Here is a 26,789-nt window from a genome sequence, read left to right on the forward strand (position 1 = left end):
AACGGCTAAAGGCGCGCAAACTCTGGCATCTTATATGATGTACGAGGATTTCTGCATCAATATTAATCCAACAATTCACGGGGAATATATCTATGCGTCAAAATGTAGTGCGTCTGGCACTTGCCGGCGTCGTCATGTTCTACGTTGTCGTAGGTGGGTTGTGGGCAACAAACTACTTTCCTTTGAAGGGCGTCTATCGGCAACAAGAAATAGCAAGCAAGATAGAGATGAATTCCGAGTACGAGACATGGGGGAGCAACGAGTCACTTCAGAAGGCTCGTGAATACCAAGACCATTATCACCTAACACATGTTAGCCCCGACATCACTCAAAGAAGGATCAACCTATATGAGTCAATGCTGCTGTGGGGCACCATCGCGCTGGTTGCCGGGGCATCTGTAATGTTCCTGACGAGGGGAAAGCAGACGAGCTGAACGGTCGTTGAGCCGCGTGGAGACAAGGCTTCACGCCTTTGCCCATGCCCGCGCGGCGGATGCACGGAGCGGCCAGATCGCTCTCCACTGGAGCGTAATTTGGTGCCCTCTCAATACGGAAATCCCATAAAAACAATGAACTAAGAACTTTCACTGCCGGCCTCGCTGGCGAGAACCACAGTCCAACCTGAGCCCTCGTGACCTCCGTCGCGGGGGCTTTTCTTTGTCCAGAATGGAGCCCGCCTATGTTGTCACTCACCGACCGTGATGCGGTCACAGCTGCACTAACCGACCCTGCCCTCGACCCCACCTTACGGGCTCTTATCGGTCTTCGTGTCTGGCAGGTGGACACTGACCGCCGCCAGCCTCTCGGCGATATTCTCCAGATCGTCGTCGTCCAGCCAGGCGACACGTCGGAGGTCATCCATGAGGCGGTCGGCTACCCGATCACCTGGGAGCAGGCCGAACAGCCAGGGTTCGAGTGGATGAACGACCACGGCTCATGGTTCGAGCTGGCCTACGTGCTGACCGACGAGTTCGGGATGCTGGTGTTCGTCGCTGACCATCCCGACACGAACTACGTCCTACGCTTCAACTGCCTGGCTGTAGCGGACCGTCCCTAGAGCCTTCTCAACCCAACCCAATGAACGCGCCTCCACGACACCGTCGCGGGGGCCTTTTTTATGCCTGAAGGGGCCAAACCCATGACTCAGAACGTGTGGCTGTCTCGTCCAATCGACGACGCCGAATTCGAACTTGACCTGCGCGCCTTGATCCTCCTTCGAACAGGTCAGCTGGAGGCTGCTGGCGAAAGGGCTAGGGTGGTTGTCGTCCAAGGTGGCGACACACCCGACATCATCAATGCGGCTTTGGGCTTTGGCATCACCGGCGATCAGCCAGAGCCGTTCACGCCAGACTGGATCAAGGACCACGGGCTTTGGTTCGAGTTCGCCTTCCATGCCGGCGGCGATGCCCTCACCCTGGTCTTCGTGGAGAACGGCCCCGGCACGGAACTAGGCATCCATGCGCTGTGTCTCTCTTACGTCTGGGCGCAGGACGCATGAACAGGGCCACAGGTCTCCTGATGCTCCTGCTGGCGCTAGCCGCCCTCAAGGCGTTGTTGCCGGTCCTTTTGGTGACGCTGTTGCTCGCCTTGGCCTACTCGCTGATCACCCAGCCTCGGGAAACCTTGGCGTTCGTGGCGCTCTCGGCTCTGGGCAGCGTCGTCAGCGCAAGGCCTGGCATCGCCATCGGCGCTTTCGTTCTGGTCTGGATGGCGACCCTGGCGATCAGCCGGAAGCCCGACACCGTAGGGCAGTCGCTTCTGCCCGATGCTTGTGAACACCACTCAAACTAGGGAGCGGGCCGGGGAGCTTAATTAAGTGCCTTTCGCTGATGGCTTCCCGACTTCCCGGCCAAAGTGCCTTTCGACAGGTCCAAGATCGGTTGAATGTTAAAAGCACGGAAAATAGGAACTTACGGAATAATAAGGTTATCGAGCGATACATAGGAAAAACATATCTAAAAGTTAGAATTCTATCGATCAATCTTACCGCCCTGTTGACGCGAGATTGAGCTCTCGGTAGAAGCAATCACGGCATGCCGAAAGGCAGCAAGTGCGCCGATACGAGCCAAGTGGCCAGCTAAGCCTCAAAATATGAGGTCTTAGACATATTCCCGCAAGCGCGACTTCACCCTTTTCACCCCTTTTGCTCTCTCCACTTGTCCGTGGAGCGGGGCAATGCGCCCAGGAATCCTTATGGCCGAAGATCCTCAGAAGAAAAGTGACCCGAGCAAGATCGTAATCAACCAGGCTAAGCCTGGCCCCGATAGACCGCCAAACCTCCCCGACCTACCCGAATGCACCAGGAGCCAATGTCCGCCGCAGGAGCCGCCTCACGACCAGGCGGATGAGGTCTTCACTCCCGCTCCGAAATCCAATCCCGTGGTCGATGCGCTCATTGCGGCCGACCTTTACGGCCAGGCGCTGGGGAGCAGGCGTCACAGGGTAATTTGCCCTTGGGCCTCTGAGCACGGGGCAGAAGGGGACACTGAAGCAAGCTACACCGAGCCTGACAATGCTAACCCAATCGGTCGCTTCGATTGCGGCCACGCCCATGCTGAGAGGTTGACGGCGACAAGCCTGATTGAACACCTCCGAGTAACGCCAGCGATGGCGCGCGCTAAGCCTCGTATCCGCGTCTCTCCTGGCGAGGGTCATCTAGCCGCTGCGGCGGCGGAGCGGGTGTTGGCTGGGGAAGGGACCTACTTTCACTCAGGTGGGCCGATCGTGCGGATCGTTGATCGGCTTGGCGTCGGTGTGGCTTCTGAACTCGTCAACGACCAGACCCTCAGCGCTGTCCTATCCGCCAAGATCGATTGGGAGAGGAAGGTGCGGGGGAACGAGTGGGTGCGCTCTGACCCATCAGTCAACGTCGTCCAGGCCCTGAGGTACGGGCAGGACCGGCCGTATCTGCGCCCGCTCTTGGGTTTGGCGCGTCAGCCCTTCTATGGAGCAGATCACAGGCTCATCACCGCCCCCGGTTACGACGCCCAGACGGGCATCTATGGCGTTTTCGACAAGGCGGACTACGACCTGGGCGAGCCGACGAGGGAAAAGGCGGAACGCGCTCTTGCCTATCTGAATTGGCTTATCCGTGATTTTCCCTTCGCCTCGGATTCCGACAGGTCAGCCGCCTTGGCTGCAATGCTCACCGCAGCGGTCCGACCGTCGCTCTCTCAAGCCCCCGCCTTCAGCGTAAGCGCCACCAGATCGGGCAGTGGAAAAAGCTACCTGGCCAAGCTCATCGCCTCGATTGCGGGTCCAGACGACCCGTACAACGTTAGCTACCCCTCCAAGGCTGATGAAGCGACCAAGGTCGTTTTGGCGATGCTGCTGGAAAAGCCGGCGGTTATCCTGTTCGACGATATGCAGACCGACTGGAAGTCGTTCGGCGCTCTCAACAAGGCCCTCACGAGCGCCACGACCACCGAGCGTTTGCTGGGTTCCAGCCGAACCGCCACGGCGAGGACGAATGTGCTCTTCCTGGGCACAGGCAACAACATTGAGCCCGAACAAGATATGCGGCGTCGGGTCGTTTCGATCCGCCTAACTCCGCAGAGTGCAACGCCCTCTCTTACCGACTTTGATGGGGAGGGGCCTGTCGAACACACCCGCAAGCGACGCGCGCAAGTGGTCTCCGCCGCGTTGACGATCATCGGCGCTTTTCATGCTGCGGGGCGGCCATTGGCCGATGTGCCTCCCATCGGCACCTTCGAGGAGTGGTCCGTCTACTGCCGCCAGCCGCTCCTTTGGTTGGGCGAGCCAGACCCAGCGCAGAGTCTCATCCAACAGGTGACAGACGACTCGGATCAGCAGGCGCTCGGGGAGCTTCTAGACGCTTGGTATCTCGCCTTTGGGGCAAGGCCCATGACCGTCAGGAAGGTCGTGGACAAGGCGGAACTCGACTCGGACCTGATGGACGTTCTTGCTGAGCTTCCCGTCATGGATGGCCGGTACATCAACCCCAATAAGCTGGGCTGGTATTTGAAAAAGAACCGGGGTCGTAGAGCGGGCGGCCTGCGGATTGAGCCTGGCGAAATCACGGAACGAAAAGCTTGGCGGGTGCTGGCCGACTGAGCGTGCCCGAAGCTTCTAGGGGCCATCGAAAAGGGGAAAAGGGGTAACCGCCTCTTTTACCCCTTTTGAGTTGACCAGCCGACGCCGGTCGGCCGTTCGCGCGGTTCCCGGCACCGCTTTTGAGCCCTCGGCACCCCCACCTCTTGCCGCCCCCTGGCCGCCTCAGGGGACGACTTAGGTCGCTCCGCCCCCGCCCTTACCCACCACCCAATGCGGCCCCTCGCGGCCCTCTGGCGCTCGCGCGCCCATCACCCAAACCCAATGGAAGGACACCACTATGCCTAAGGCAAAACTCGACCATGCGTTCGTATCCACTGCCGCGTGCGAGCCCGGAAAAGCTCGGACCGACTGGTACGACGACACCCTCAAAGGCTTTGTACTGGAGAGGCGCTCAAGTGGCGGCGGGACCTACTATTTTCGCTATCAGGACCAAGCCGGACGCCAGAGGCAACACAAGATCGGCTGTGTCGAAGATCTCAGCTTCGCTGCAGCCAAGAAGGAGGCGCAGCGGCTTCGGTCGGAGGTCACCTTGGGCGGCGACCCCGGCGCTAAAAAGGCGCTCGCGAAATCTATCCCGCTGTACCGGGAGCTGGCAGCCATGCACCTCGATTTCGCCAAGCATCAGAAGTCGTACTCGACCATCGAGATGTGCATGCGGGTCCATATCCTTCCTAAGTGGGGGAAGATGCGGCTGACAGACATCGACAATAGGGCCGTCGGGCAATGGATCGCGGACAAGCAAGCTGAAGGGCTCGCCCCTGCGTCTGTTGAGAAGCTCAGGGTGATCTTCGGGCGATCCTTCGTGTTGGGTGTGGGCTGGAACGTGCCCGGCACCGAGAGGAACCCGACGCGTGGAATCCCTCGAAAACCGCTGAACAACGCCCGAGAACGCTTCCTCTCGGCGCAAGAGGCGGCGCGACTCCGTATCGCCGTGGCGGCCTCCAAGAACACGCAACTCCAGCACATCGTCGGGCTGTTGCTCTTGACCGGCGCTCGGCTGAGGGAGCTGCTGGACGCCCGGTGGGAGCACGTCGATGTAGAAAGGCGATCCTGGTTGATCCCGACGAGCAAGACCGGCAAGTCACGTCACGTCCCGCTCTCGACTGCCGCCTTGGCGATCATGGAGGCCCTGCCGCGCTTCAAGGGCTGCCCCTGGCTGGTCCCTAACCCCGAGACCCTCAAGCCCTTTGTTTCGATCAAACATGGATGGCAGCAGGCGATTCGGACCGCGAATCTGCCGGGCCTTCGGATCCACGATCTGAGGCATTCGGCGGCGTCGTTCATGGTCAACAGCGGCGTCGACCTGTTCGCCGTCGGCAAGGTGTTGGGCCATGCGAGTTACCAGTCGACCCAGCGGTACTCGCACCTGGCCAACGACACCCTGCTCAAGGCTGTCGAGGCCGGGGCGGCCAAGCAGGTCGCCTGACCCCTTCCCCGCTCCGTATGCCGGTTTCGTCTGGCGTTCGGGGCGGGGTTACCCCCTTTTTTTTTGAGATCAGAACATGACTACGCATTCGCATCTGTTCGGCGGACTGACCCTCGCCGACTGGGACCAACAATGGGTCACCGTCGAGGGTGGGCTGCAGGAACGCCAGCCCCAGCTTCGTCGCCAAGTCGGCCTGTACCGCTTCTTGGACGGCGGCCGGGTGATGGCGCTGGGCGCGGCCGTCGGCCTTCCCGGCGGCCTTTGCAATCGTCTCCACGACTTCTGGCGTGTGAGCTCAAGCGCAAGGAACTACCGCGCCGGCTGCCTGATCCATGAACACCGCGATCAGCTTGAGACCCAGGTCCTAGTCATCGGCTCCGGCAAAGAGGTCAGGAAGGCGACCCGACAGCTCACGTATCCGATGATCGGCCGCCACAACCCCGTCTGGACGGTCCGTAGAGCGCCGTACAGGGGCAAGGGGTGATCGAGGCGGGCGAAGGTCGCGGGACCCTTAGCTACCTGCCGTCGGAGCTTCGGTGCCGCCGTCGCCCTCAGGCCCTGTTCAAGGCGTTGGCGACCAACGCCGAGGGATCGGCCGCCGCCGTGTTCCAGGCGGCGATACTAGGGTGGGTCAGCGTAACCACCTGAACACCCGATGGGCCAACGTGGGTGCAACTCATCCACCGACGCCCGTTTGCCTCCGACCAGCTTTCGACGAGGTCGTGAGCGCCGAGCATTTCTCGCGCCCAGGTACCCGCCGTATGCCCCATACATGCGATCACGCCGACGCCAAGTGCTTGAATTGCCGCCTGGTGTACCGGCCAGCAAGCGTGCAGCAAATCGGCCTTCTCGCGCTTGAGATCGGACTCTCGGGCGGATCGGACGAAGACTACGTTCGAGGCCGGTACAGCGCGAGGTTCGAGACCTACATTCGAAAGCAGATGAAGCACCCTCGGCTGAAGAGTAGCTGTGCCCGGCGCACGCCCTCTCCATGACTCGTCGGCGTACGCAGACCAATCGTCGGCCTGCCTGGCCTTCGCTGTCTTAATCGTACGGTCGATCGTTTCCAGCGCTTGGCGGATTGGGTCGCCGCCGGGGTTCAAACCAAGGAGGTAAAGAGGACGTTTGCCACGAAAAGCAGACCGGCCGGAGTAAAAGACGCCGCCAGATCGGTCTCGGAGGTCCTCGGGAACTAGATCGAGCAGGTCATCGAGCATTTGGGATTCCGATGCGACCGTAGCGTTCAACGGCGAAAGCCAGGAAGCCCACGCCGAACACCAGGAACCAGATCGCCGGTTTCTTCCGCCCGATCCGTCGATCATGCCAAGCGAGCCCTGCAACTGCGGTGGCCAGCAGCAGATAGACCCAAGCTGGCAATGACGACATGCCGCGCCCTCCCCGGAACAGCCTTTAGTATGTGGGATCGCATCAGGCGTAAAGCTGGACGGGCGACGACCTAGCGTGGAAAGGTGACGCTTCATTTCCGGAGTTAGGTCTTGAGGCCTGAATGACATGGCTCGCTCAGCGAAACGAACCACCACGATCGGCACGGTCAGCAGCAACGAGCAGCGCGTTCTCGGACCAACAGGTCTGCCGGGGACGGACCACGGCCAAAGGGTCTACGTTCTCGCCTGTGAGCGGTGCGGTCACGAGTATGGAGCCAACGGAAGCGACGTCTGGCTACGCAAATGTCCTCAATGTCAGGGCGGGAAACCAGGCTTCGAGGTGACCGCTTCGGACGCGATCGATGCGCCCACCGAGGGCTCTCAGGAGGCCCGGAACCCCTCATGGTCACGTGACGAGTTGATCCTCGCTTTCGACCTCTACATGATCAACACAGCGTCTCCTCCGGGGAAGACGTCGAAGGCCGTAATCGAGCTATCTGGCGTCTTGAACTCCCTCGCTCAGCAACTCGGCTCAGGGACCGCGGCCACTTTCCGGAACCCGAACGGCGTCTACATGAAGATGATGAACTTCAAGGGTCGCGATCCGGAGTTCACCTCGCTTGGAAAGAAGGGCCTGACCAGGGGCAACAGGCTTGAGGAGGAGGTCTGGAACGAGTTCGCCGGTAATCTCGACCTCCTCAAGAAGGTGGCCGATGCGATCCGGAAGGCGGTTGCAAACGAGACCGCGCCGTTCTTCGCGAACGACGATGACGACCACATGATTGAAGCCGCTGAAGGACGGGTCCTGACCCGCCTTCACCGAACCCGCGAGCGGAACCGGAAGCTCATCGAGACCAAAAAGGCAAAGGTTCTGAAGACCTCCGGAAACCTGGTCTGCGAGGTCTGTGATTTTAGTTTCGCGACGAGGTACGGGAAACGAGGAGAGGGTTTTATTGAGGTTCATCATATCAAGCCGGTTCATACGCTTCCCGAGGGAGGAACGACGAAGCTCGATGACCTCGCCCTGGTCTGCTCCAACTGTCATAGAATGATCCACTCATCTCGGCCCTGGCTAACAATAGCTGGTCTGAGGTCGATCATTGCTGATGTCTGAATAGTCAGAACGCTGAGAGAAAGTTTGGCTGTCGATGCAACGACAACATGGTGCGCCGATCCATCTCCTGCCCGGCGGCCTTTCTGCACAGCTAGTTCCCATGCCTCAGCACGGAGCTGAAGCGACGGTGCGCGAGGCCCAGATCCAGAAGTTGGTTCATGACCATCCTGGAACGCTTCCGATAGCTGAGATCGACCCGATGTATGTTGGGGCGGTAGCGGTGTGCCGGGAAATGCAGCTTGGCAAGGCGGGAAGGATCGACAACTTCCTCATCACACCGTCGGGGCTGCCCGTGCTGGTCGAGTGTAAGCTCTGGCGTAATCCGGAAGCGCGGCGCGAGGTGGTTGGTCAAATCCTTGACTATGCAAAGGTGCTGAGCCGGTGGTCATTTACGGATCTGCAAAGGGAAGTCGGGACTCGCACTCGCGCCGGACCCGATGCGCTTCTAAATATCGTTCGTGCAGCTAACTCGTCAGTTGACGAGGTCCAATTCACCGACGCCGTCAGCGCCAACTTACGGCGAGGCCGATTTCTGTTGCTGATATTGGGCGACGGGGTTCGCGAGGACGTCGAAGCGATCGCTGAGTACCTACAGCGCCACGCCGGGCTTCACTTCACATTCGGATTAGTCGAGTTTCCAATTTACGCCTTGCCGAATGGCGAGATGCTGGTCGTGCCGCGCGTATTGGCGCGGACAACTACCGTGGTCCGGAATGTCATAGCCGCCCCAGAAGGCTACTTGGTCCAAGAGGCAGCTGAGGCTGAATCCGACGTTGGATCAGATCCTGACAGAGCGGCCCTTGCCACATTGCAGCAGGCGTTCTGGAAGGAATTCCTCGATCATCATCTGAAACTCGACGACCGGTCCCAAGACACGCCCAAACCTGCGCGCCAGGGATATTTGGCCTTCATGATGCCGGCACCCCAAGGGAGCAGCTGGCTTACGGTGTACCGCGATTTGCACAAGGGAGAGGTGGGAGTGTTCCTGTCCGCTAGCCAGAACAGTCCGGGCGAGGAGGCCATGAATGCCCTCCTAGAAGACTGGGAAGATGTGCGCACCGCGCTGGGCGGCACGTCTCGGCTTACCGTGGACAAATACAGCCGCAGGCGGATCATCGATTCCGAGGTTTTCGGTGATCTGAACGATCCCAACGTTCGGGCCATAGCTTTTGCTTGGTTGGCGAACCGAGTGAACGATTTCGTCAACGTGTTGCGCCCGCGAATTCGCGACGCAGCGCCCGAGGAATCGGGCGGCTAGAGGGGCTACCCTTTGCAAGCTATCTCATCGTCTAAAGGTGTGCAGCGGCGTGGAAGAAGGACCCCCTTAGCGGGGTGATAGGCACCTAAAAGGGACCCCTCATTCCGATGGTTTAGGCACGGCGGCTTGGTTCAACCGGGCGGTCGAGATCGGGATGTTGGTCGTGGAGACAGTGGTGCGGATCCGCCGGGAGTATGCGGTTGGGAAGCCGATCAAGGCGATTTGTCGAGATCTGAGGCTCTGTCGCAAGGTTGTGCGCAAGGCGACCCGGGCGGAGGAAGGCGCGTTCATAGTTCTCCGATCGGAAATGGTTGCGCCCCTTCAGCTTCAGCGTCTACGCTCGATGGGTAGGGGCGCGTGGTGATGCTAAGCTATCAGGACGAAATTCGGCGCATCGTGGTCGGCCGACATATCCCTTCTCTCCTGCATTTCACGCAAACGGCGAATCTGAAGGGGATTCTTCGCCACGGGCTTCTTCCCCGGACCAAATTGGCTGTGCTGGAATACACAGCCTATGCCAGCGCTCAGCACCGACTAGATGATTCCGATGAGGCGATCTCGGTCTCGATATCGGAGTTCAACAGCGTGATGTTCGCCTCGAAGCGAATCAAAAGCGGTCACAATGACTGGGTTGTTCTCGGGCTTTCGCCCGAGATTCTTTGGACCCACATTTGCCGCTTTTGCTGGAGCAGTGCGGCGAAGAAAGAGATAAAAAATCATCGGGGGTGGCGCGGTGGCCCATGGGCCTTCGAAGAAATGTTCGCGGGAAGCGATGAAGCGAGGGGCGGCTTAGAGCGGTGCTATCCAACCGATCCAGAAGCCGAAGTGCAGGTGCTGGAGCCCATCGCTGCAGACCATATTCTGGGTGCTGTTGTGGGGCGGCTTGGAATGGTGGAGCCCGTGAAAGAGCTTCTACGGGGTCTACCTGGAGGCTCCAGACCCGTGCTGCTGGATGAGTGGTGATCCTGCCCGCCGTAGCACAGGTGGCCACCACACGTATCTCACCGCCGGAAAACTACACCAGGGAAGCTCTCTAACGGCAGGGTCGAAGCCCCTCGGCCCCGGCTTTCCCGGTCGCGTCTGCAGGTATGGCGCAGGTCGAATTTCTGGCGATTCCCACGTTAAAGCGCGCAAACTAGGAAGCCGCCGTGACACCCACTTCGTCCAATCTGGGAAGAATCTGGGTAGTGGTGAAGCTTGCCGTCTAAAAGCCCTATAATGCGTTGAAACTAATAAGCTTTTATCGAGATCGTGACTAGATTTCGTAATGAGGGGGTCACAGGTTCGAGTCCTGTAAGCGGCACCACCTTCTCTTGCTCCCTGTGGATTTGTCTTGGGCCGCGCCGCGGATCAGGTGGATTTTCGGCGTCCGACCTGCGTCCCGAAGCCGCAGCGAGGCAGTTTCGGCACGTTGCGACAAAATGTCCGTCGACGGACATTGCCCAACTAGAATCACCGCATCTGGAAGTTCTGACCCTGTTCAAGCGTGGCCTTGGCCAGGAATAGCAAGTTGTTGGGGAGCCGGATCTTCCTTTGTTGAGCCAGACAAACCGTGCTGCATCGCAAAAACGGCCCATACGCGACGTATTGCTTGTAAAAATTGAGAATAGATCTGACGATATACTTCTATTGGTTAGTAGCAAATATCCGGATTGGCCCGGAAGGACGTAGAAGATACCAGCGTTATGTGAAGACTGTTACGGCCTTGTTTACAAGTCTGGCGGCATTAGACGCTCCTTGAAGCCCGGAAGAAGCTCGGGCAGGGGATGCAAGAAATGTCGAAAAGAAACACTCGGAGCGTTGTTACGCTCTGTGCCTTGGCGCTGAGCGTCGCGCCGTTGAGCGCCCACGCCGACGCCACCAAGGACATCCAGGTCGCCGGTCGCGCCCTGACCTTCCTGGAGAACGGTCCTACCGGCAAGGCCGTGCTGGGGATTGTCTTCGATCCGTCCAAGCCCGCCTCGGTCGCCGAAAAGAACGCCGTAATGGCCGCCATCGGCGGCGGCATGAGCGCCGGGGCCGTGACCCTGACCGCCAAGCCGGTTGAAGCCAGCGCCGTCTCCGGCGTGTCCGGCGTCGCCGCCCTCTATGTGACCACCGGCGTCAATGTCGGCGCGGCCGCCAAAGCCAAGAAGCTGATCACCATCGGCTCGGACACCTCGTGCGCCACCAGCGGCAACTGCGTGATGAGCGTCTCGGCCGACCCCAAGGTCGAGATCGTCGTCAACCGCGCGGCCGCCGCCGCCGTGGGCGCGGTCTTCAAGGCCGCCTTCCGCATGATGATCCGCGAAGTCTGATCCAGCTCGAGCCCAGAGATAAAATCATGAAAAAGACTCTTCTGGCCGGCGTTTCGGCCACCTTCGCCCTATCCATGGCCGCCACGGCCGCCCATGCCCAGTCGATCGACTATGGCGCGATGGAGCAGCTGTTCAACGAACCGGTGACGACCAGCGCCACCGGCTCGCCGCAGCGTTCGACCGAGGTTCCGGTGGCCATGGAGATCATTACCGCCGCCGACATCAAGCGCTCGGGCGCCGTCGACCTGCCGACCATCCTCAGCCGCGTCGCCGGCCTGGACGTGCTGAACTGGGGCGCTGGCGCCTCGGACGTCAGCGTCCGCGGCTATGACCAGGCGATGTCGCCGCGCCTGCTGGTGCTGATCAACGGCCGCCAGGTCTATCTGGACCACTATGGCTACACCGCCTGGGCGACCCTGCCGGTGCAGCTGTCGGAGATCCGCCAGATCGAAGTCGTCAAAGGCCCCAACAGCGCCCTGTTCGGGTTCAACGCCGTGGGCGGCGTGGTCAACATCATTACCCAGAACCCGAAGTTCGACAACGACGGCTCGGTCTCGATCACCGGCGGCACCAACGGCTATGGCGAACTGTCGGTGGTCAAGTCGGTCAAGCTGGGCGAACGCTTCTTCGCCCGTCTGTCGGCCGGCGCGGCCCAGATGGACGAGTACAAGAACACCACCGCCACGGCGTCCAACCTGCTGACCAACCCGGCCCGCGTTTCGGCCAACATCGACACCATCACCCAGCTGACCGAAAAGACCGAACTACGCATCGAAGGCTCGTGGTCGAACGTCCAGATCAGCGAGGCGGTCTCGAACAACGCCTATTCGCCCAGCAAGTACGTCACGACCTCGGCCAAGGCGACCCTGGCCTCGGACACCAAGCTCGGCTTGCTGCAGGGCTCGGTCTATCAGACCAACCTGACCGCCAAGCAGACCGTCGCCGGCCAAAAGGCCCGCTTCGAGAACAAGATCACCGTGGCTAGCGTCCAGGACCTGTTCAAGATCGGCGCTCAGCACACCTTCCGCATTGGTGGTGAATATCGCGAGAACGAGGTCAACACCGCCCCGCTGGCGGGCGGCAAGGTCAGCTACAAGGTCGCGGCGGTTTCGGGCATGTGGAACTGGGCTGTCAGCGACAAGCTGGCCCTGACCCTGGCCGGTCGCTACGACAGCCTGGACCTGTCGCGGGAAGGCACGTTCCCGGCCGGCTATCCGCCCGTGACCAACGCCTATTGGGACCGCTCGATCAAAGAAGCCAGCTACAATGCCGGCCTCGTCTATCGTCCGACCGACGCCGACAGCATCAAGCTGACCGCTGCGCGCGGCGTGCAGGTTCCGACCCTTGTCGACCTGGGCGCGGTGCAATTGCGGGTCAAGGTCGGTCCCTACACCATCGGCGTCGTCGGCAATCCGACCCTGAAGCCGTCGATCGTCACCAATTACGAGATTGGCTACGAGCGCACCCTGCCGGGTCTGCTGGACGCCAGGGCCGGCGTCAGCGTCTTCACCCAGAAGACCGAGGACGTGAAGGGCCAGCCCAGCTCCGGCCAGATCGATGTCATGCCGACCGTGCCGGGCGTGATGCCGCTGCTCAGCTATCGCAATGTCGGCGCCAGCAAGATGTGGGGTGTCGAGCTGACCGCCTCGGGCAAGATCGCCGGCGGCTACCACTGGAGCGGTGACTGGACCTTCACTGATGTCGACGACCAGCCGGCCGCCGGCTTCACGCCGCAGGTCCGCTTGGTCGCCTATTCAGCGACCACGCCGGAAGTGCGCGGGAATGTCGCCTTCGGTTGGGCCAACGCCCAATGGTCGGCCGACGCCTTCGCCCACTACACCGGCGACCACGACGGCTATGCTTCGGCAGGCGCGCTGGTTCCGATCGACGGCTATGTCACCCTGGGCGGCCGCGTGGCCCGTTCCTTCGACCAAGGCCTGACTCTTGCGCTCAGCGGTCAGAACCTGACCGAAGGCCATCAGCGCCAGACGTCCGGCCTGGAAGTCGAGCGCCGGATTTTCCTGTCGCTCAGCAAGAGCTGGTAAGCTCAACCTTCCGAAGCGCAGAAGGGCCCCGTCGAGAGACGGGGCCTTTTTCGTTCAGTCGTCCCAACCAGGGCGTTTCTTCTTCTTCCCAACGGCGAACAGGCCCGGATAGGGACCTTTGCCGGCGCGGTAGAGGCACCAGTCGTCGTCCTTCCTGCAACCGCCGTCGAAGCCCGCCTTCTTTTCCGGGTCGATGGCGGCGTAGAGGGCGGGGCCGTTCTTGTTCCGGGCGCCCAAGGCCTCGGCGCAGGCTTGGCGCTCGGCCGTGGTCAGCTTGACGATATCGGCTTCAGTGCAGCTGCTTCTACGCGCCGCCTGGCGCAGGGCTTCACCACCGCCAGTCAAGGTCCCGCGCGCGGTAAAGCCGGGCGGGGCGACGATCTGGCGGGCGGGTGGGGCCGGCGGGGACGGCGACGCAGCAACGGGCGGGGGTAGGGCGGCGAGGCCCGGAACCGCGACGGGCGCCACGGCTGGTGCGTCGTCGCTTTTGGATTGCTCGTGGCGAGGTTCGGGTGGTTTGGCAGGCGCGGCGGCGGTCAGCTCGACGACGACGCTGCGGGGTTCGATCGGCACGGGACCGGGCGGGATCGCCGCCAACAGAGCCCAGCCCAACAGGCCGTGCAGCGCCAGGGATGCGGCCCCGACGCCCAGCCATCGACGCGTCCTGGGTTTCACGCGCATGAGCGCTCAAAACGGCGCTCGCATGGGCGCATCGACAGCTCCTTCACGCCCCCGCGTCGTCGTTCCAGCTAGCGTCACCGTGCGGCGAGACAATGTCCGCCGTGAGACCACCCTGACATGGACGCCCGGCTCCAACGAAAAGGGCCCGGCGTCGCCGCCGGACCCTTCCGTGTTTCAGCAACCTACCGGGTTTAGGCGGCGGCCTTCTCCTTGACGCCGAAGCGGCTGTAGAAGGTCTCGCCCTTGGCGGCCATGTCGCGCAGCAACTGGGGCGGGGCGAACCGCGCGCCGTACTTCTGGGCCAGGGCGTCGCAGGCCTCGACGAACTTGGCGACGCCAAGCCCGTCGATCAGGCTGATCGGACCGCCGGTCCAGGGCGCGAAGCCCCAGCCCAGAATGGCCCCGACATCGGCTTCACGCGGGTCGGTGATGACGCCCTCCTCGAAGCAGCGAGCGGCTTCGACGGCCTGGCGGTAGAGCAGACGGGTGCGGATTTCCTCGATGCCGGCCTTATCGACCTCGGCGATCTTCACCGGGGCGAGATCGGCCAGGCCTTTCCACAGGGTCTTGGGGCCGTTCTCTGGATAGTCGTAGAAGCCCTTGCCATTCTTGCGGCCATAGCGGCCCTCGCCATCGACCATCTTCTCGATGATCGCTGTGAAGGGACGCTCCTCGTACTTGTCGCCGAGGTCCTTCTTGGTCTGCTGGGCGATCTTGTAGGAGAGGTCCAGCGCGACGTCGTCGTGCATCTCCAGCGGACCGCGCGGCATGCCGGTGGCCCGACCGACATTGTCGATGATGGCCGGGGCGTAGCCGTCGGACAGCAGCTCCATGCCCTCCTGCACGAAGGTGCCGAAGCATCGCGAGGTGTAGAAGCCGCGGCTGTCATTGACGACGATCGGGGTCTTCTTGATCTTCAGGACATAGTCGATCGACTTGGCCAGGGCCTCCTGCGAGGTTTCCTCGCCCATGATCAGCTCGACCAAGCCCATCTTGTCGACCGGCGAGAAGAAGTGGATGCCGATGAACGAGGCAGGTCGCACCGACGCCTTGGCCAGGCCGGTGATCGGCAGGGTCGAGGTGTTGGAGCCAAAGATCGCGGTGTCGGCCAGCTGGACTTCGGCCAGCTTGGTCACCGAGGCCTTGACGTCGCGGTTCTCGAAAACCGCTTCCACCACCAGGTCCGAATCCTTGACGTGGGCGTAGTCCGAGGTCGGGTGGATCAAGGCGAGAATGCCCTCGCCCTTCTCCTTGGTCATCTTGCCGCGCGACACGGCCTTGGTGACCAGGGCCTGCGCATAGCCCTTGCCCTTGTCGGCGGCTTCTTGCGTCTGGTCGATCAGCACGGTCTCGATGCCGGCCATGGCCTGCACATAGGCGATGCCCGCGCCCATCATGCCGGCGCCGAGCACGGCCACCTTCTTGACGTCGTAGTGCGGCACGCCGGCCGGGCGGCCCGAGCCCTTGCCCAGCTCTTGAAGCGAGAGGAACAGGGTGCGGATCATGCCCTTGGCCTGGGGCGACATCAGGGTCTTGAGGAAGTAGCGGGTCTCGATGCGGATGGCCGCGTCGAACGGCACCTGGGTGCCCTCATAGACGGCCTTCATGATGTTCAGTTGGGCGGGATAGTTGCCATAGGATTGCTTGCGCAGCATGGCGTTGCCCATCACGAACACCTGGCTTCCGGTGGGGGTGTAGGGACCGCCGCCGGGCAGCTTGAAGTCCTTCTTGTCCCACGGGGCGACGGCGTCGCCCTTGGTCTTGATCCAGGTCTTGGCCGCCTCGATCACCTGGTCGGCGGGGACCACTTCGTGGACGACCTTCAGGGCCAGGGCCTCGTCCGGCTTCATTGACTTGCCTTCCAGCAGATACGGCGCCGCGGCCATCACGCCCATCAGACGCACCAGCCGTTGGGTGCCGCCGCCGCCGGGCAGCAGGCCGACCTTGGCTTCCGGCAGACCCAGCTGGATCTTGGGATTGTCGGCCACCACCCGATAGTGGCAGGCCAGGGTCATTTCCAGGCCGCCGCCCAGGGCCAGGCCGTTGATCGCCGCCGCGATCGGCTTGCCGCCGGTCTCCAGGGCGCGGAAAGCCTTGTTCAGCGCGAAGCCGGCGTCAAAGGCCGCCTTCAAATCACCCCCACCGATGCCGCCCTCGGCGCCGCCGAGTTCGCCCAGGTCGGCCCCGGCGCAGAAGCCGGTGGTCTTGCCCGAGGTCAGCACGGCGCCCTTGATGGCGTCGTCGGTCTTGATGGCCTCGACCACTTCGCCGATCTCGCGGATCACCGAGGCGGTCAAGGTGTTCATCGTCCGGCCGGGCACGTCGAAGGTGACGAGGGCGATCCCGTCGCTGTCGACCTCGATCTTGAAGTTTTCCATGATGCTAAATCCTAGATCCTAGACGCGTTCGATGACGGTGGCGGTGCCCATGCCGGCGCCGACGCACAGGGTGATCAGGGCGGTTTCCTTGTCGGAGCGCTCCAACTCGTCGAGCATGGTGCCCAGGATCATCGCGCCGGTGGCGCCCAGGGGGTGACCCATGGCAATGGCGCCGCCGTTCACGTTCATCTTGTCGTGCGGGATGTTCAGCGCCTGCATCATGCGCAGAACGACGGCGGCGAAGGCTTCGTTCAGTTCATAGAGGTCGATGTCGCTGACCTCCATCTTCAGCCTCTTCAGCAACTTCTCGGTGACCAGCGAAGGGCCGGTCAGCATGATCGAGGGCTCGCTGCCGATCGAGGCCGCGCCCTTGATGCGGGCGCGTGCCTTGAGGCCCAAGGCCTCACCCATTTCCTTGGTGCCGATCAGCACGCCAGCGGCGCCGTCGACGATGCCAGAGCTGTTGCCGGCGTGGTGGACGTGATTTACCTTTTCGACCTGCGGGTAGCGCTGCTGCACCACCGCGTCGAAGGCCATGTCGCCCATGCCCTGGAACGAGGCGTTCAGCGCGGCCAGGGTCTGCATGGTCGTATTGCCGCGCACGGTTTCGTCGTGATCCAGGATGGTCAGGCCCAGCTGGTCCTTGACCGAGATCACTGATTTCCTGAAGCGGCCGTCGGCCCAGGAGGCCGCCGCGCGCTTCTGGCTTTCCACCGCATAGGCGTCGACGTCGTCGCGGCTAAAGCCGTAGAGGGTGGCGATCAGGTCGGCGCTGACGCCTTGGGGGGCGAAATAGGTCTTGAAGGCCGAGGACGGGTCGGTGGGCCAGGCGCCGCCGTCGCTGCCCATGGGCACGCGGCTCATGCTTTCGACGCCGCCGCCGATGGTCAGTTGGGCCTCGCCCGAGGCGACCTTGGCCGCGGCCATGTTCACCGCTTCCAGGCCCGAGGCGCAGAACCGGTTGATCTGCACGCCGGCCACGCTCTCGGCATAGTCGGCGGTCAGCACGGCGGTGCGGGCGATGTCGCTGCCCTGTTCGCCGACCGGAGCGACGCAGCCCAGCACGACGTCGTCGACATAGGACGTGTCGAGGCCGTTTCGATCGCGGAGGTTCTCGAGAACCTGGGTGGCCAGGGAGAGGGCGGTGATCTCGTGCAGAGATCCGTCCTTCTTACCCTTGCCGCGCGGCGTGCGCACGGCGTCAAAGATGTAAGCGTCGGCCATTTGATGGCTCCTTCCTGCGTAGTCTTGGATGGTTCGTTAACCAAAAAAGCGTCTGATTCCGGTGATCTGGAGACCAGGACGATGACGGTAGCGGAGCGCTCGACGAACGAAGCCCACCCGGTGGTGAGCGACTTCATCGCGCACGGCTATCATGTGTTCGAGGCCGGGGTGGACCCGGTGGGCGCCGGCGACCTGCTGGCCAAGATTCGCGACCTTCGGACCTTCGATGCGGACCTCTTCCTGTCGGAAGCGCAGTTCGACGCCGATCCGCAATATATAGGGGTCAATCCCGCGCCCGGCAGGAACCTGCTGGAGCGGTTCGAGGCCGACCTGGCCTTCGTCGAGAACGACCCGGCGATCGTCGCGGCGCTCGAAGCCCTGCTCGGCGACGACTACGAAATCCTGCTCAAAAAGCTGATCTGCGGCGTGCCGTCCAGTGTCGTGCCCGACTGGCTGAAGGCCCGCATCGCTGGCAACCCGGTCAACAACCTGGGCGCCTATGTGAAGGCCCCGTTCCGGGACATCACCTATTTCTACGGCATCGACTTCCACCAGGACTTGATCGACTACAAGGACCGGGAAGCCGACTTCATCACCCTGTACATCTATCTGCACGACGTCGGGACGCACGACGCCCCGCTGTTCCTGCTGGAGGACAGCCACAGGCTGGGCGGGACGCTGTTTCCGCACGCCCTGACGAAGAAGGGTGACGGCTGGCTCTATCGCGACGGGCGCGGCCACGAGGTCCAGACCCGCCAGCACCTGCTGACCGGCACGACCGGCTATGCCGCCATGTGGCACGCCTGCACCCTGCACGGCACTCAACCCGACGCCGCCGACAACGAGCGGCTGAGCCTGCGCTACCTGATCGCCCGAAGGCCGGGTGTGGCGGCGCCCGGCATGGACGCGGTCAACGCCACGCTCTTGGGTCCGCTCAGCCTCGAGGCCACGCGCCAGGACCTGGACGCCCGCGGGGCGGCCCAGATCAAGGCCAACAGCGTCAACGAGGCCTGAGGCGCGGGTCATTATTTCCACGTCCCGATCGGGGCGCGAGACTTCGGCGCGCAGGCCAAGCCCCGGGCGCCGGCCTGGGCCGAATAGGTCACTGTGTAGCCAAACTCCGGCGCCGGCAGCTTGCAGGCCGTGAAACCGGGCGTGTTCACGCTCAGCGACCACTGCGCCACCTTGGAACGCAGCAGGTGGTTGCACTGCGGCTTGCCCGCCGTCAGCGGCAGATCGAAGGCCGTGCCGGCCGGCGGCTTGTAGCCGGGCTTGGTCGCGACCAGCTGGCCTGAGAAGTTCAGCGGCCGGCGGCCGGCCGCGATCACACAGACCATGGCCGAGCGAGCGTCTGGCGCGACGGCGGGGGCAGGGGGAGCGGCGGCGAACAGCATCACAGCGTCCTAGCAATCAGCAGCTTCATGATCTCGTTGGTGCCACCGTAGATGCGCTGCACGCGGCTGTCGCGGTACATCCGGGCGATCGGATATTCGTTCATGAAGCCATAGCCGCCGAACAGCTGCAGGCATCGATCGACGATCTTGTTCTCCAGGTCGCTGACCCAGTACTTGGCCATCGAGGCGGTGGCGGCGTCGAGCTCGCCTTTCAGGTGGCGCTCGGTGCAGTGGTTGACGAACACCTTGGCGACGGTCGCCTCGGTCTTACATTCGGCCAGCACGAACTGGGTGTTCTGGAAGTCGAGGATCACCTTGCCGAACGCCTTGCGCTGCTTGACGTAGTCGATCGTCAGCTCCAGCGCCCGCTCGATGGTGGCCATGCCCTGGACGGCGATGTTCAGCCGCTCTTGGGGCAGCTGGCCCATAAGCTGGAAGAAGCCCTGGCCCTCGTCGCTGCCCAACAGGTTCTCGGTCGGGATCTTGACGTCGTTGAAGAACAGCTCGGAGGTGTCCTGGGCATCGTGGCCCAGTTTGTCGAGATTGCGGCCGCGCTCGAAGCCCTCAGCGCCGTCGGTCTCGACGATCAGCAAGCTGGTGCCGCGCGCCCCGGCCGCGGCGTCGGTCTTGGCGACGACGATGATCAGGTTGGCGGTCTGACCGTTGGTGATGAAGGTCTTGGACCCATTGATCACATACTGGTTGCCGACCTGCTTGGCGGTGGTCGTGATCCCCTGCAGGTCCGAGCCCGCGCCGGGCTCGGTCATGGCGATGGCGCCGACCAGTTCGCCGGTGCACAGGCGCGGCAGCCAGCGCTGCTTTTGCTCCTCGGTGCCGTAAACGAGAATGTACGGAGCGACGATGGCGTTGTGCAGGCTGATGCCGAAGCCATCGACGCCCTTCAGGCCCAGCTGTTCCATCAGCACGGCCTCATGGCGATAGTCGCCGCCAGCCCCGCCGTAGGCTTCCGGAACGGTCAGGCCCAGCAGTCCGGCTCGGCCGGCCTTGTTCCACATCTCGCGGTCGACGACGTGGTTCTTGCGCCAGGTCGCCACCACGGCCTCTGGGGCGTGTTCGTCGAAGAACTTGCCGACCGCGTCCTCGAAGATCGAGATGTCTTCTTCAGCCATGAAGGCCGGCTTTTCGACTTGGAGCACGCCCATGATCAGAAAGCCTCCGCAGGCAGGGCCATCAGGGTGGCCGAGCCGGTCTTCAGCTTGGCCAGATGCGCCCCAGCGTCAGGCAAGACGCGCTCGATGAAATATTTGGCCGTGACGATCTTGGTGGTGAAGAACGGGTCGGTCGAGCCGGCGGCGATCTTGGCGTTGGCGGCCTTGACCATCAACGTCCACATGTAGGCCAGGCCGGTCAGGCCAAAGAGGTGCATGTAGTCGGTGGAGGCGGCGCCGGCGTTGTCGGGGTTCTGCAGTCCGTTTTGCATCAGCCACATCGTGCCGTCCTGCAGCTGGGCCTTCACGCCGGCCAGGGCGGTCACGAACGGTTTCAGCGCCTCGTCGGTGTCGTTTTCGCCAATGAACTGGTCGACTTCCTGGAAGAAGGTCATCACGGCGCGGCCGCCCTTGGAGGCCAGCTTGCGGCCCACCAGGTCCAGGGCCTGGATGCCATTGGTGCCCTCATAGATCAGCGAAATGCGCACATCGCGCAGATATTGGCTGGCCGGGAAGTGCTCGGTAAAGCCGCTGCCGCCGTGAACCTGCATGGCGTCCGAACAGATCTTGAAGCCCTTGTCGGTCAGGTAGCCTTTCAGCACCGGCGTCATCAGGCCCATATAGTCCTCGGCCTTGGTGCGGACGGTCTCGTCGGGGTGCTGGTGGGCCAGGTCGCCGTGCAGGGCCGTCCAGAACAGGAAGGCGCGGCCGCCTTCGATCAGGGCCTTGCTCTCCAGCAGCATGCGACGCACGTCCGGGTGGACGATGATCGGGTCGGCCGGGCCATCGGGGTTCTTCGGGCCGGTCAGCGAGCGGCCTTGCAGGCGGTCCTTGGCGAAGGCGGCGGCGGCCTGATAGGCCGCCTCGGCCTGGGCGATGCCCTGCAGGCCGACGCCGAGCCGGGCCTCGTTCATCATCACGAACATCAGCCTCAGGCCGCTGTTCTCCTCGCCAATCAGCCAGCCCTTGGCGTCCTCGTACTGCATGACGCAGGTGGCGTTGCCGTGGATGCCCATCTTCTCTTCGAGGCCGACGCACTTGACGCCGTCGTTGCGCTCGCCAACCGAGCCGTCTTCCTTCGGCAGGAATTTTGGCACGATGAACAGGCTGATGCCCTTGACGCCGGCCGGGGCGCCTTCGATGCGGGCCAGCACCAGGTGGACGATGTTGTCGGCCATGTCGTGCTCGCCGGCCGAGATCCAGATCTTCTGGCCGGTGATGCGGTAGGCGCCGTCGGCTTCCGGAACCGCCTTCGTGCGCAGCAAACCCAGGTCCGTGCCGCAGTGCGGCTCGGTCAGGTTCATGGTGCCGGTCCACTCGCCCGAGACCATCTTGGGCAGGTAGAGGTCTTTCTGAACGTCGCTGCCGCCGGTGTGGATGGCCGAATAGGCGCCGTGGGCCAGGCCAGGATACATCGAGAACGCCATGTTGGCCGAGCTCGACATCTCACTGAAGGCCAGGTTGACGACATGGGGCAGGCCTTGACCGCCATAGGCCGGGTCTGACCCCAGGCCCGTCCAGCCGCCTTCGCACAGTTGCTTGTAGGCGGCGGCGAAGCCGTCGGGGGTCTTGACCGTGAAGTCGCTGTTCCAGACGCAGCCCTGCTGGTCGCCGATGTGGTTCAGCGGGGCCAGGACCTCGCCGGTGAACTGGCCGGCGGCTTCGAGGATTTGCTCGACCGTCTCGAACGACGCGTCGGCGAAACTGGGCAGGTCGCCATGCTGATCAATGTTGAGCACGTCGCGCAGAAGGAAGGCGTATTCGCGAACGGGCGGCTGGTAGGTCATGAATCAGTCCTGGTCAGGCAGGTCGGGAGAGGGCGGGTCGAAGAAAAGGGATGTGGATCCGCCCGCGATCGCGGTCGTGTGCAAAGCGAGCGGAAACGCAGTCTATTTGCCGAGGGCGACGTCGCCGTGACCGTCGAGCCGGGCGCGGAGCACCTGGTCATAGTCGGCGGCGCGGGGCAGCAGGTCGGGCCGAATTTCGGAAAGCCGCCGCTCAAGGCGGGCGCAAGCTTCGCGCAGTTCGATCAGGGCGCCGTCGATGTCCTCGCGCTGCTGTTCCAGCGCATTGGCGCGCTCCCTGAACTTCTTTAGCGAGCGGGCCATCTGGGCCGCGCCGTCATCGTTCTCGTCATAGAGGTCGAGCAGTTCGCGGATTTCCGACAGCGACAGGCCGACGCGCTTGCCACGCAGGATCAGCTGCAGGCGGACGCGGTCCTTGTGGGAATAGACGCGGTTGAGGCCCTCGCGGGCCGGGGTCAGCAGACCCTTGTCTTCATAGAAGCGCAGCGCCCGCGGCGTGGCTTTGAACTCGTTGCAGAGCTGTCGGATGGTGAAAGTGCGTTCTGGACGTCGAAGGTCGGCCAACATCAAAACCCTCCCTGGGCAGGCCCGACTTCTGGGGACGAGCCGGTTGGTTATCGGCGATCACCATATGCCCGCGACAATCCGACGTCAACGTTTACGTAAACGTCAACTAACCCTGCCGAGGTTAGGTTTACATTCCTAGGGCGTAGGCATATTTTCAGGACGCCTTTCCAGGCTCAGGAACGCCCTATGTCGTCGCTGTCGCACACCGAAATCTGGACCGCGATCGACGCCTTGGCTAGGCGCTTCGACATGAGCCCCTCGGCCATGGCCAAGATGGCGGGCCTCGACCCCACCAGCTTCAACCGCTCCAAGCGCGGCGAGGGCGACACCCGGCCGCGCTGGCCTTCGACCGAAAGCTTGGCCAAGGTTCTGGAAGCCACCGGTGTCGGATTTTCCGAATTCGCGGCCCTGACAGAGCGGGTCCGGCCGCCTAATCCGCGCGCTGTGCCCTTGATCGGTTTCGCCCAGGCGGGGTCCGACGGCGTGTTCGACGAAGCGGGCGCGCCGGTCGGGAACCGCTGGGACCAGATCGATTTTCCGGGACTAGGTGAGGACGGGGTCTATGCCCTGGAGATCACCGGCGACGCCCTCGCCCCGCTATTTCGCGACGGCGACCGCATTCTGGTTTCGCCATCGGTCGAGCCCCGCCGTGGCGACCGGGTGGTGGTCAAGACCGCGAGCGGCGAACTGCTGGTCAAGGAGCTGGCGCGGGTCACGGCCCGCAGCGTGGAATTGGCTTCGCTGACGCGAGAGGGCCAGGATCTCACGCTGGACCTGGCCGAGGTGGTGTGGATCGCCCGCATCCTCTGGGCAAGCCAGTAGGATCGCGGCGCGACCGTTAAGTACGGGGGCAGTCGCCGTGCTTGGTCTGCAACCAGGCGGTCAGGTCGCCTTCCCACGGCGCGTCACAAGAGACATCGACCCGGTAGGACGCGAAGTTGTCGTTATGCGCCGCCTCGACATGCGCCGCTGGAAACTGAGACGCCAGTTCGCCGAGCAACGAGTCGAATTCGGTACGATCTGAAGGGCGAAGGGTAAAGGAAGCCATCGGTCTAACCTTGGTTCTGATAACCACAGACTAGACACACAATTGCGGACAGACCCTTAACCGCGGGTTCAGACTTCGTTCATCTGTTGAGGCACGGTGTCGCAGTCGCGAACACCGTGCCTGCCTAGGCCAGCTTTTCTTCGATCAGCGCCACGGTGCGGTCCAGGCCGAAGATCGCGGCGAAGGAGCCAAAGCGCGGGCCCTGGCTCTGGCCAAGCAGCACTTCGTACAGCGCCTGGAACCAGCCGCGCAGCGGGTCGAAGGCGTGGTCCTTGCCGACAGCGAACACTTCGTTCTGGATCAGCTCGGCGTCCTGGCAGCCGATAGGCAGGGCCTTCAGCCGCGTCGCCAGGTCGAGGATCGCGGCGCGTTCCTGATCGCTCGGCGCGCGGAAGGCCTTCGTGGGCTTCACGAAGTCCTCGTAATAGTTGATCGCGTAGTCGGCCAGGCGGTCCAGCAGCGGTTGGCCCTCCGGCGTCGCGCCAGGAATATAGCGCGACAGGAAGCCCCAGAGGATCGCCTTGTCCGAGGCGTTGGCAGCCGACACCAGGTTCAGCATCAGGCTGAACGACACCGGCGAGCCATATTGCGGCGGCCGGCCCGAATGGACGTGCCACACGGGGTTATCCAACTGCTTGGCCGGCTCCTGCTTTTGGTAGGCGTCGAGCTGCTGGAGATATTCGTCCGTCGCCTTGGGGATGACGTCGAAGAACAGCTTCTTGGCCGATTTCGGGCTCTGGAACATATAGTAGGACAGGCTTTCCGGCGCGCCGTAGCGCAGCCAGTCTTCCATCGACAGGCCGTTGCCCTTAGACTTGCTGATCTTCTGCGAGTTTTCGTCGAGGAAGAGCTCGTAATTGAAGCCCTCCGGCGGCACGCCCCCCAGGGCCTTGCAGATCTGAGCTGAGGCCTTGACCGAGTCGATCAGGTCCTTGCCGCTCATCTCGTAGTCGATGTCCAGCGCCGTCCAGCGCATGGCCCAATCGGGCTTCCACTGCATCTTGACGTGGCCGCCGGTGACGGGGACCTCGACCTTGGAACCGTCCTCGTCCTCGAAGACGATCGTGCCCTTCTCGACGTCGCGCTCGAGCGTCGGGACCTGCAGCACGCGGCCGGTCGAGGGGCTGATCGGCAGGAACGGGGAATAGCTGGCGCGGCGCTCCTCGCCCAAGGTTGGCAGCATGACCTTCTGGATGGCGTCGAAGCGAGCCAGGGCGGTCAGCAGGGTCTCGTCGAACCTGCCGCCCTTGTAGCACTCGGTCGAGGAGACGAACTCGTACTCGAAGCCGAAGCCGTCGAGGAAGGCGCGCAGGCGGGCGTTGTTGTGGGCGCCGAAGCTCTCGTGCGTGCCGAACGGGTCGCGGACAACCGTCAGCGGCTTGCCCAGGTCCTCGATCAGCGGCTGCTTGTTCTCGATATTGTCCGGCACCTTGCGCAGGCCGTCCATGTCGTCGCTGAAGGCGATCAGGCGCGTGGGGATGGCGTCGTCAGTCAGGGCGCGGAAGGCCATGCGCACCATGGTCGTGCGCGACACCTCGCCAAAGGTGCCCAGATGCGGCAGGCCCGAAGGCCCATAACCAGTCTCCAGGATCACCGCCCGGCCCAAGGCCGGGAAGGTTTTGACGGCTTCGTTGGCCTTGCCGCTGTTGATCAAGACCGAGGCGAGATCGCGCTCGGCGTCGGACAGCCGCAGGCGCAGCACGCGGGCCAGCAGGGCGCGCGCCTGCTCGAACGGCCAGGCGCGAGCGTCGCGGGCGAGGGGGGAGAAGCCTTCAAACATGCGGGCGGTATAGGGGGAAGTGTCGATGGTGGCTAGGTTTTGGGTGAGGTCTGGTCCGCAGGCGCCACAACCCGGATCGACAATCCCAAATCTCCGCACCGATCGTTGCGCGATCGCCTCCCCTTGTGGGGCCGAAAAGGGGAGCAAAACGCAAACCTAGAGCATTTTTTGAGCGAAGTGGTTCCGGTTCGCGTGAAGAAAAATGCGTCAAAACAGAAGATTAGAGCTCACGGCCTGACGCAGTCAGGTCGGGAAATGCTCTAAAGCTTCCGAAACCGCCCGCCCTGGCTGGCCATCAGCGCCAGGGCCCAGTCGTCCGGGATCAACTTGGCCAGCACGGCGATGGCCTTGTTCGGCGCGCCGGGCACGCAGACGACACGGTTGGCCTCGGCGGCCTCGTAGCCGGTGGCGGCGACTTCGTCAGCGCCCAGCCACAGCCAGGTCGGCAGCGACTGGCTGACCTGGGCGCGGGTGCCGTTGACGTCGTGGAATTCCGACCAGGTGAAGCCGGGGCACAGGGCCGAGACATGCACGCCCGTTGCCTGGTTTTCCAGGTGCAGGCTCTGGGAAAACTTCACCAGGAAGCTCTTGGTCGCCGCGTAGAGCGTGTGGCCGGCCGCGCCGGGGGTTAGGCCGGCTAGCGAGGCGACATTGACGATCCGGCCGTAGCCGCGCTCGACCATGCCTGGCAGCACCTTGTGGGTCAGGCCGCAGACCGAGACCAGCAGCACCTGCAGGAAGGCGGCCTGGTCCTCCCAGCGGGTGGCGGCATAGGTCCCGGGCAGGCCGTAGCCGGCGTTGTTGACCAGGGCGTCTACGACCCGGCCCTGGGCTTCGATCCCGGCCAGCACCGTGTCAACGCCGGCGGGGTCGGCCAGGTCGGCGGCGATCGGATAGGCCTCGACGCCGAACCGCAGGCGGATCTCGGCGGCCAGGGCCTCCAGCCGGTCCAGCCGCCGGGCGGTCAGGGCCACGTCATAGCCGTGGCTGGCATAGATGCGGGCGAAGGCGGCCCCGATGCCGGCGGAGGCGCCGGTGATCAGGGCGAGACGGCGGGCCATGCGGGGTTATGTCCAAGCGAGGTCAAGGGTCGCCAAGACGAAGCACGGCGGCCGATTTGGTGCAAGCGCGTCCCTGACGCACG

26 protein-coding genes and 1 pseudogene are annotated in these 26,789 nt (G+C 63.1%); 15 read left to right on the top strand and 12 right to left on the bottom strand.

Annotated features, from left to right (window positions below; genetic code table 11):
* Positions 1-92: 92 nt before the first annotated feature.
* The 7 genes from ACP7AG_RS01155 (at position 93) to ACP7AG_RS01185 (ending at position 5,984) form a co-directional block, all read left to right on the top strand.
* A complete protein-coding gene (locus ACP7AG_RS01155; RefSeq protein ID WP_426029482.1) occupies positions 93-434 on the top strand; it encodes a hypothetical protein in 342 nt (113 codons plus the stop codon).
* 245 nt (positions 435-679) lie between these two features.
* Positions 680-1,057, top strand: coding sequence for a hypothetical protein (locus ACP7AG_RS01160; RefSeq protein ID WP_426029483.1), 378 nt, complete (start codon positions 680-682; stop codon positions 1,055-1,057).
* A gap of 81 nt (positions 1,058-1,138) precedes the next feature.
* Positions 1,139-1,498 (top strand): hypothetical protein, encoded by a 360-nt coding sequence (locus ACP7AG_RS01165; protein ID WP_426029484.1) that lies wholly within the window; start codon positions 1,139-1,141, stop codon positions 1,496-1,498.
* Entirely contained in the window at positions 1,495-1,791 is a 297-nt protein-coding gene (locus ACP7AG_RS01170) for a hypothetical protein (RefSeq protein ID WP_426029485.1), read from the top strand. Before ACP7AG_RS01165 ends, ACP7AG_RS01170 begins: the two co-directional genes overlap by 4 nt.
* Positions 1,792-2,724: 933 nt before the next feature.
* Positions 2,725-4,074: a hypothetical protein gene (locus tag ACP7AG_RS01175; protein WP_426029486.1), complete on the top strand. Its 1,350-nt coding sequence runs from the start codon at positions 2,725-2,727 to the stop codon at positions 4,072-4,074.
* Positions 4,075-4,351: 277 nt separating this feature from the next.
* Entirely contained in the window at positions 4,352-5,500 is a 1,149-nt protein-coding gene (locus ACP7AG_RS01180; RefSeq protein ID WP_426029487.1) for a tyrosine-type recombinase/integrase, read from the top strand.
* A 76-nt stretch (positions 5,501-5,576) separates the two neighbouring features.
* Complete coding sequence (locus ACP7AG_RS01185; protein WP_426029488.1) at positions 5,577-5,984, top strand: hypothetical protein; 408 nt, start codon at positions 5,577-5,579, stop codon at positions 5,982-5,984.
* A 67-nt stretch (positions 5,985-6,051) separates the two neighbouring features.
* Here ACP7AG_RS01185 and ACP7AG_RS01190 read toward each other — a convergent pair whose 3' ends face one another.
* Both ACP7AG_RS01190 and ACP7AG_RS01195 read right to left on the bottom strand, forming a co-directional pair.
* Positions 6,052-6,717, bottom strand: a complete 666-nt coding sequence (locus ACP7AG_RS01190; protein ID WP_426029489.1) for a hypothetical protein — start codon at positions 6,715-6,717, stop codon at positions 6,052-6,054.
* Positions 6,707-6,886 carry a hypothetical protein gene (locus tag ACP7AG_RS01195; protein WP_426029490.1) on the bottom strand — a complete coding sequence of 60 codons (180 nt, stop codon included), beginning with the start codon at positions 6,884-6,886 and terminating at the stop codon, positions 6,707-6,709. Before ACP7AG_RS01195 ends, ACP7AG_RS01190 begins: the two co-directional genes overlap by 11 nt.
* A gap of 339 nt (positions 6,887-7,225) precedes the next feature.
* Between ACP7AG_RS01195 and ACP7AG_RS01200 the strand changes: the two genes are divergently transcribed.
* The 6 genes and pseudogenes from ACP7AG_RS01200 to ACP7AG_RS01225 all read left to right on the top strand — a co-directional run bounded on the left by ACP7AG_RS01200 (position 7,226) and on the right by ACP7AG_RS01225 (position 13,599).
* The gene (locus ACP7AG_RS01200) at positions 7,226-7,999 is read left to right on the top strand and encodes an HNH endonuclease (protein WP_426029491.1); all 774 of its coding nucleotides are present in this window, start codon (positions 7,226-7,228) and stop codon (positions 7,997-7,999) included.
* Between the two features lie 34 nt (positions 8,000-8,033).
* Positions 8,034-9,257: a hypothetical protein gene (locus ACP7AG_RS01205; protein ID WP_426029492.1), complete on the top strand. Its 1,224-nt coding sequence runs from the start codon at positions 8,034-8,036 to the stop codon at positions 9,255-9,257.
* Positions 9,258-9,411: 154 nt separating this feature from the next.
* A pseudogene (locus ACP7AG_RS01210) lies at positions 9,412-9,576 on the top strand (IS21 family transposase); the annotation flags it as partial.
* Between the two features lie 44 nt (positions 9,577-9,620).
* A complete protein-coding gene (locus ACP7AG_RS01215) occupies positions 9,621-10,220 on the top strand; it encodes a DarT ssDNA thymidine ADP-ribosyltransferase family protein (protein WP_426029493.1) in 600 nt (199 codons plus the stop codon).
* 854 nt (positions 10,221-11,074) lie between these two features.
* A complete protein-coding gene (locus tag ACP7AG_RS01220) occupies positions 11,075-11,554 on the top strand; it encodes a hypothetical protein (protein ID WP_426010770.1) in 480 nt (159 codons plus the stop codon).
* Between the two features lie 26 nt (positions 11,555-11,580).
* Positions 11,581-13,599, top strand: coding sequence for a TonB-dependent receptor plug domain-containing protein (locus tag ACP7AG_RS01225; RefSeq protein ID WP_426029494.1), 2,019 nt, complete (start codon positions 11,581-11,583; stop codon positions 13,597-13,599).
* 54 nt (positions 13,600-13,653) lie between these two features.
* Here the strand turns inward: ACP7AG_RS01225 and ACP7AG_RS01230 are convergent, their stop codons facing one another.
* The 3 genes from ACP7AG_RS01230 to ACP7AG_RS01240 form a co-directional block, all read right to left on the bottom strand.
* Positions 13,654-14,280, bottom strand: coding sequence for a hypothetical protein (locus ACP7AG_RS01230; RefSeq protein ID WP_426010773.1), 627 nt, complete (start codon positions 14,278-14,280; stop codon positions 13,654-13,656).
* A gap of 191 nt (positions 14,281-14,471) precedes the next feature.
* Positions 14,472-16,658 carry a 3-hydroxyacyl-CoA dehydrogenase NAD-binding domain-containing protein gene (locus tag ACP7AG_RS01235; RefSeq protein ID WP_426029495.1) on the bottom strand — a complete coding sequence of 729 codons (2,187 nt, stop codon included), beginning with the start codon at positions 16,656-16,658 and terminating at the stop codon, positions 14,472-14,474.
* Between the two features lie 18 nt (positions 16,659-16,676).
* Positions 16,677-17,882: an acetyl-CoA C-acetyltransferase gene (locus tag ACP7AG_RS01240; RefSeq protein WP_426010775.1), complete on the bottom strand. Its 1,206-nt coding sequence runs from the start codon at positions 17,880-17,882 to the stop codon at positions 16,677-16,679.
* An 81-nt stretch (positions 17,883-17,963) separates the two neighbouring features.
* On the opposite strand from ACP7AG_RS01240, the gene ACP7AG_RS01245 reads away from it, so the two are divergent.
* Positions 17,964-18,896, top strand: a complete 933-nt coding sequence (locus tag ACP7AG_RS01245) for a hypothetical protein (RefSeq protein WP_426029496.1) — start codon at positions 17,964-17,966, stop codon at positions 18,894-18,896.
* 11 nt (positions 18,897-18,907) lie between these two features.
* Here the strand turns inward: ACP7AG_RS01245 and ACP7AG_RS01250 are convergent, their stop codons facing one another.
* From ACP7AG_RS01250 to ACP7AG_RS01265, 4 genes are all read right to left on the bottom strand, one after another.
* Positions 18,908-19,276: a hypothetical protein gene (locus ACP7AG_RS01250; protein ID WP_426029497.1), complete on the bottom strand. Its 369-nt coding sequence runs from the start codon at positions 19,274-19,276 to the stop codon at positions 18,908-18,910.
* Positions 19,276-20,439, bottom strand: coding sequence for an acyl-CoA dehydrogenase family protein (locus ACP7AG_RS01255; protein WP_426029498.1), 1,164 nt, complete (start codon positions 20,437-20,439; stop codon positions 19,276-19,278). Before ACP7AG_RS01255 ends, ACP7AG_RS01250 begins: the two co-directional genes overlap by 1 nt.
* 2 nt (positions 20,440-20,441) lie before the next feature.
* Complete coding sequence (locus ACP7AG_RS01260) at positions 20,442-22,232, bottom strand: acyl-CoA dehydrogenase C-terminal domain-containing protein (RefSeq protein WP_426029499.1); 1,791 nt, start codon at positions 22,230-22,232, stop codon at positions 20,442-20,444.
* Positions 22,233-22,334: 102 nt separating this feature from the next.
* Positions 22,335-22,814, bottom strand: a complete 480-nt coding sequence (locus ACP7AG_RS01265) for a MerR family transcriptional regulator (RefSeq protein WP_426011293.1) — start codon at positions 22,812-22,814, stop codon at positions 22,335-22,337.
* 189 nt (positions 22,815-23,003) lie between these two features.
* On the opposite strand from ACP7AG_RS01265, the gene ACP7AG_RS01270 reads away from it, so the two are divergent.
* Entirely contained in the window at positions 23,004-23,639 is a 636-nt protein-coding gene (locus tag ACP7AG_RS01270; RefSeq protein WP_426029500.1) for a S24 family peptidase, read from the top strand.
* Positions 23,640-23,655: 16 nt separating this feature from the next.
* Here ACP7AG_RS01270 and ACP7AG_RS01275 read toward each other — a convergent pair whose 3' ends face one another.
* The 3 genes from ACP7AG_RS01275 to ACP7AG_RS01285 all read right to left on the bottom strand — a co-directional run bounded on the left by ACP7AG_RS01275 (position 23,656) and on the right by ACP7AG_RS01285 (position 26,706).
* Complete coding sequence (locus ACP7AG_RS01275; RefSeq protein ID WP_426029501.1) at positions 23,656-23,865, bottom strand: hypothetical protein; 210 nt, start codon at positions 23,863-23,865, stop codon at positions 23,656-23,658.
* Between the two features lie 124 nt (positions 23,866-23,989).
* Positions 23,990-25,645 (bottom strand): lysine--tRNA ligase, encoded by a 1,656-nt coding sequence (locus ACP7AG_RS01280; RefSeq protein ID WP_426029502.1) that lies wholly within the window; start codon positions 25,643-25,645, stop codon positions 23,990-23,992.
* Positions 25,646-25,905: 260 nt separating this feature from the next.
* Entirely contained in the window at positions 25,906-26,706 is an 801-nt protein-coding gene (locus ACP7AG_RS01285) for an SDR family NAD(P)-dependent oxidoreductase (protein WP_426010787.1), read from the bottom strand.
* Positions 26,707-26,789 lie beyond the last annotated feature (83 nt).

Origin of the sequence: Caulobacter sp. DWP3-1-3b2, from assembly GCF_049896325.1 — a bacterium.
Lineage (GTDB): Bacteria > Pseudomonadota > Alphaproteobacteria > Caulobacterales > Caulobacteraceae > Caulobacter.